Annotated in this window: 2 protein-coding genes; both read right to left on the bottom strand. The window is 64.9% G+C overall.

The window, feature by feature from the left end; translation table 11 throughout:
* Positions 1–501: 501 nt before the first annotated feature.
* Entirely contained in the window at positions 502–1,038 is a 537-nt protein-coding gene (locus ACWD11_RS34955) for an RHS repeat-associated core domain-containing protein (RefSeq protein ID WP_389421608.1), read from the bottom strand.
* 591 nt (positions 1,039–1,629) lie between these two features.
* Positions 1,630–4,512: an RHS repeat-associated core domain-containing protein gene (locus ACWD11_RS34950; RefSeq protein WP_451287926.1), complete on the bottom strand. Its 2,883-nt coding sequence runs from the start codon at positions 4,510–4,512 to the stop codon at positions 1,630–1,632.
* Positions 4,513–6,075 lie beyond the last annotated feature (1,563 nt).

Raw genomic sequence — 6,075 nt, 5'->3', positions numbered from 1 at the left:
CAGCCGACTCGACGACCGGCTCCTCCACGGCTTCGTGCTCGGTGATGGTCTCGCTCATCAGGCGTCTCCTTGATCATCGGATCCGCCGTCTATTGGACACTCCCGCGCCAGCCCCACATCGTCCGCGGCTACTTCGGCGGCCCCCACGTCCGCTACACCCTCGAAGAGAACCCTTTGAGTTTCTGATCAATAGGGCATTACCGGCGATTGAAGGCGAAATATAGTGAACTGGCGGCCCAGCAATTTATCTACTGGGCCACCAGTATCATCCGAAAGGGTTCCCAGTCGTCAAGCACCCGAGTTTCTCCTTGAGCGCAACCACACCACTACGAGTGCACCCAGGAAGCCAGCAGCTGCGAAGATCAGGGCTGCCTCTATGAGACTTCCCTTGACCAATCCAGCTGCGGTGGCGCCAGTTCCCGCAGCAGCTGTGAGCAGCGATGTTCCAAGGATTGCAGCTACTGGATTTGTGCGTTTCCGTAAGTGCATCTGCCTCCTCCCCTATCCGAAGAACAGTGCTGCGAGGCCGCTACTGGCGCCTCCAACAAGCCCGCCTAGAGTACCGTTGACTCCTTCTGCCGAATTGCCGCCAGCAAGGACGGATCCCAGAGCACCGCCTCCTGCTCCCCATGTGGCTCCGGTGATGATTGCTGCAGCAGCGCAGCCCACCCCGGCGGTAATGGCGCAAATACTTCCTACCGCAGCGATTCCGGCTGCTCCGGCGAGGGTTCCGGTGACAATTCCCACCGTATCGGCAAAGCTGAATAGGCCGGTGGGGTCGATGCGGTTGACGGGGTCGCCATCGGCATACAGATAGGGATTCTGTTCCTGGCCGGAGGGGTCGGGTTGGGTGAAGAAGCCGATTTGGGGGTCGTAGTAGCGGTGGCCCATCTTGTACAGGCCCGTCGGGTCCAGGTAGGCGCCGCTGTAGCGGAACGGCTGGGGGACCGCTTGGGTGGTGGTGCCGCGGGGCAGACCGGTAGGGCCGTAGGCGTAGGTGTGGGTGCGCTTGCCCGCGTCGTCGACCAGGCCCAGCACGTTGCCGGTGGCCGGTGAGGTAGTAGAGGACTTCCCCTGTTTTCATGGAGTTCAGCGTGCCCCGCCGGCATTCTCGGATGAATCCGTTCCCAACGCCGTTCACCGACGCTTTCTATCGAATGACAAGACTCTCACCTACATCAAGGCCTATTGCGGCGTCGCACCATGTAGGTGATCGCCACCACGAAACCGATAATGATGAGCAGCAGGCCGGAAAGAATGACAATCTCCGCACCTCCGAGCTTACCCATGACGTTTGATCCTCCCCTTTGTTAGTGATGCTCTGCAGGTACGCAGAGGAGCGGCGGCAGGCTGAATTCCGGACCCAGCCCGCCGCCGCCCTTCAACAGAAGTGGCCGCAGTGGTCAGCCAGCGTGGCCAGTGCGGCGTTTGAGCAACCACACAGCGACGTAGCCCACTAAGGCGAGGCCGAACAAGATCGATACCGTGATGCGTAGGATTAGCCACGGCTGTCCGTCAGGATCCCACAGCGCCTCGATCAAGTTGAGAATCAGGGCAATGCCGAACGTGACGGATAAGGCTGCCTTTAGCCATCCGGGCCTCCGCTGTGTGGTTTCCATCAGATGCCTGTCACTCCGTAACCCACGCATAGGGGTTGAAGCAAGTGTTCAGATCGCTTGCTTCATCCTCCAGCGAGTTGTCCGTGTCCTGCCACGCCCTCTTGGCATAGCAACCGACAGGGGCTGCGCTGGTCGCCCGCCCCAGAAACTTGGGCCCCTTCGTCTTCACGAAGTCGACGACACCCGAGTACCAGGCAAGTCCGGTCGGGTCCGCATGATTGACGGGATCACCCGCGGCGTAGAGGTAGGGGTTGAACTCCTGCCCGGAGGGATCGGGTTGGGTGAAGCGGCCGATTTGGGGGTCGTAGTAGCGGTGGCCCATCTTGTACAGGCCCGTCGGGTCGAGGTAGGTGCCGGTGTAGCGGTACGGCTGGGGGACGGCTTGGGTGGTGGTGCCGCGGGGCAGGCCTGTGGGGCCGTAGGCGTACGTGTGGGTGCGCTTGCCCGCGTCATCCACCAGGCCCAGCACGTTGCCCGTGGCGTCGGTGAGGTAGTAGTAGGACTTCCCCCCAGTCGTCATGGAATTCAATGTGCCCGCCGGTTCGCGGATGAATCCGGTGTCGACGCCGTTCGTGGTTGTGGACGCGAGCCCCAGGGCTGTGTGGTGGAACCACGTGGAAGCCAGCTTGGTGCGCTCGGAGTTGGTGGTGCCGGCGTGGACCAGGTCGTAGGTCGTGCCGCCCTGTGTGATGCGGGACAGCTGGCTGTGGTCTGTCCAGGTCTCGTTGGTTCGCGCGGTTGTGGCGACGCGTCCGCCGGCTGTTTCGTTGCCGAGCTTGTCGTAGGACCACGGCGTGGCCGAGCCGGTCTGGGAGGTGAGCTGGCTGGCGTCGTTGTAGTTGAACACCGAGCTGCCCGGGCAGGTGGATGCGCTGCCGTCCTGGCTGGTGAGGTTGCCGGCCTTGTCCCAGCAGTACAGCCACGACGCAGTCCGCGCACCGGCCGCATCGGCCTCCAGCGCGTAGGAGAGGCGTTCTTGGGAGTCGTAGGTGTAGGACGTCTTGCGGCTGGTGGTGTTGTCGGTGCGGGTGCGGATCTTGGTGGTGTCCTTGCCCGCGCTGGCGTAGCTGTAGGTGAGGTCGATCAGCGTCGTTGTGCCCGAGGTGGTCTTGACGGCCGAGGGGCGCCCGTTCTTGTCGATGGTGAAGGACTGGGTGGTGCCGCCGGGGTAGACCGTCTTGGTGCGCTTGTCGTTGTTGTTGTAGTCGAAGTCGGTATTCTTGCCGGCCGGGTCCAGCAAGTAGTCCAGGCGGCCGGCCTTGTCCCAGGTGTAGTCCGTCTTGCCGGTCGGGTCGGTGTAGTAGTCGACCTCGCCGCCCGGGGTGTAGGCCAGCGCGGTCTGCGCGCCGTTTTGCAGGGTGCGGACCTTCTCGCGGTTGAGCTTGTCGTAGTCCCAGCTGGTGGTGCCGGAGGCGTCGGTGCGGGTCTTGACGTTGCCGTCGCCGTCGTAGGAGTAGGTGACCGTCGCGTTCGTGGAGGACACCGTCGTCACGCGGTCGCGGTTGTCGTAGGCGTAGACGGTCTGGATGGCGCGTCCGTCGGTGACGGTCTTCACCCTCCCGAGCGCGTCGTAGGTGTAGGTGGTCTGCCCCAGCGGCGCCGGCGGGGTGACCTTCGACAGGTTGCCCTTGGTGTCGTAGGTGAAGGAGGTGACCTTGCCGTTGCCGTCCTTTGCGGTGCAGCGCTGGCCCTCGAAGCCGCCGCAGGTCGGGGTGGTCTTGTTGTAGGTGTAGCTGCGGGTGGCGCCGGCGGTGCCCGTCGTGGTCACCGACTCGGTGTTGCCGTTGGTGTCGTACGTGAAGGAGTCCTTGCGGCCGTCGGCGGAGGTGAAGTCATTGGGCAGATCCGTGCCCGCAATGGTCTGGTACGCCGTCACCGACGCGGTCGCGCCCATCGGCAGTTTCTGGGAGACGGCGTTGTTGCGGGCATCCCACCCGTAGGTGGTGGTGTTGCCGCCCGTCCCGTCCGCTCCCGTACCCATCGCGTCGACCGCGGTCTGCAGCAGGTGGTTGGTGTACCGGGAATGGCGGGAGTGGCCCAGGGGATCGGTGACCTTGGTGACCTCACCGTCCGCGTTGTGCAGGTACTGGGTGGCATCCCCGTCGGGGTCGGTGACCGTCGTGGTCCCCGCGTCGGACGGGGTGGCGGCCGTGTAGGCGTACCGCCAGGTGGGACCGGTGTGCTCGCCGCCGGAGACGTCGGTGACGCGTTGCGTGGAGGTGACGCGGTTGTAGGTGTCGTAGGTGAACAGCGTGATGGTGCCCTCGGGGGTCGTCACCTTGGTCAGGCGGCGTGAAGAGTCGTACCCGTAGGAGGTGGCCTTGCCGGTGGTGTCGGTGACCTTGGCCAGGTTGCCGGAGGCGTCCAGGTCGAAGACGGCCGTGCGGCCGGTGTGGTCCTTGGCCTGCCACTGATTGGGGTAGGCCTTGGTCAGATCGATCCAGCGGCCCGAGCGGGTCTCGGTGAGCTTGAAGCCCTTGTGCTCGCCGGTCTCGTCGTGCTGGTCGACGGTGATCACACCGTTGTTCTTGTCCGTGACCTTGGTCAGGGTGCCGTGGACGTTGAAGGTGTCCTTCGAACCCGACTTGCGGTCGGTCAGGGTGTAGGTGCCGTCCGCGTTCTTCTTCAGGTCCTTGGAGTAGCCGGCCGGTGTGGTGTAGCCGCCGGTGGACGTCGGCTTGAACCGCACAGCAGCCCCGGTGGCGTCGTAGACGACCACCTCGGTGTCGTCGGCCTGGAGGTAACGCTCGTAGCCCTGCCACCAGCGCTGCGACACCTTCCCCCACGGCGCTTCCAGGGAGTTGTACGTCCGCGTCAGCTGCAGCTTGCGACCGACACCGGCGATGTCGAAGTCGGTCGCGGCGAGCAACAGGTTGCCGTTGGAGACGTTCACCCGCGCCACCAGCGCATCATTCAGACGCGTGTCGAGAACACGGTGCCAGGGCACATCACCCTGCCCCTCAGGCACGAAGGACAAGGCCTCAGCATCCGCCTCGGCATCCGCCGCCGCCGACTGCGGGGCGGCCTCACCGCTTGCGCGGGCCTGCTGCGCCGCCCGCCAGGCGGCAACCTCCGCCGACGGCTTGGCCTCCGCCTCCGACTCCGGCGCCTTTACCGACCCGGCCGGAGTCGCAGGAGCCTCCACCTTCGTCGGCCTCGTCCACGGACTGGCCGGCTCCGGTAACTCCGGCTCCGGTGCCGCCGCCAGACCAGGCGCCGCGGCGATCACCACGGCCGCCGTGGTGATCGCCGCGACGAGAGCGGTTCTGTGTGTTCTCCGAGCACGCCGAAACGACGCGCTTCCAGCACGTACATGCATCAGCTTCCCCCCACAGGGAAGTCAGACAGAAAGTCAGAACCGGCGACCCATACGGCCACCTCGGCCACACAACCTGCCACGAGAAGCACATGAGCCGACAGGCAGCCCTCACAACATCCGCCCCCTGACGGCGGAATGAGCCCTACCTCTTAAAGGGGCGAACGCGGACACCATGGGGCGATCCGCCCCGCACAAAAGGGAGAATTCCGCGTTCCGTTACTGTTCGCCGTGGCCACTCTGACCGAAATTCTTCGACTGCATCCCAATCAGCGCATCTCGCGCCACTACTGACTACTTTCGGTCCCGTTCAGACCAAGCCGGGATATACCCAAGAGAGCGCTTACCTGCCCTTGAGCACGAAAGCTCACAAGAACCACTTGTCTCAGAGACAGCGCACAGCCGCCACGGCCGCTGGAGGCACACCTTCACTCCATGCACACTTACGCCGTCCTGCATGCCGTGTCCCCCAGCCCGCGGCAACCACCCCTGCTGCAAAGGACCTTCCCCGGATGCGTACGCCCGGCATACGCCTGCCTGCCTACTGCCCCACCCGACGCTGCCGCCACCAGGACCGGCTCACCCGAGCCGTGCAGTGGACCGGCCGCCTGCTGTGCTGGAGCCTCGCCGCTGGCATGACCACCGCCGCCACCAACCTTCTCTTCGCCCCGCAGGCCAGCTGGTGGCCCGCCCTGTGGCCCTTACCCTGGCACGTCACCTGCTTCACCGCGCTCACCTGGGCCACCCTCCGCGCCCGCGAGAAAGCCGCACAACACCCGCCAGACGAAGACGCTCTCCCACACCAGTGGGACCAGGCAGCGTAGAACCCGACACTCCACCCTGGTCCCAGGCATACCGCATGCCCTGTATGACACTCCCCACCAGACATCCGCGCGGACGTCAACGTCCTGGAGATGCCGCAGTTCGGTGCAGGCGGCACCTTGCCATGAGTCAGGTCCGGGCCGCGGTCAGTTCCATGGCCGGGCCAACCACGCTGCCAGAGGTGAGCTACTGTCGCAGATCCAGATAGCAGCGCAGCCGAACAGGTCATGTCCCGCGGGGTGGTGTAGTCACGGCAGCTGTTTCGATTCCGGTTGCGGGGTGATCTGCGGCTCGGGTGAGGTGGGCTGGGTGCTGAAG

This window comes from Streptomyces sp. NPDC002776 (assembly GCF_053592195.1).
Note: the sequence above shows the minus strand (reverse complement) of the source record. Positions and strands in the feature narration are given on the sequence as shown.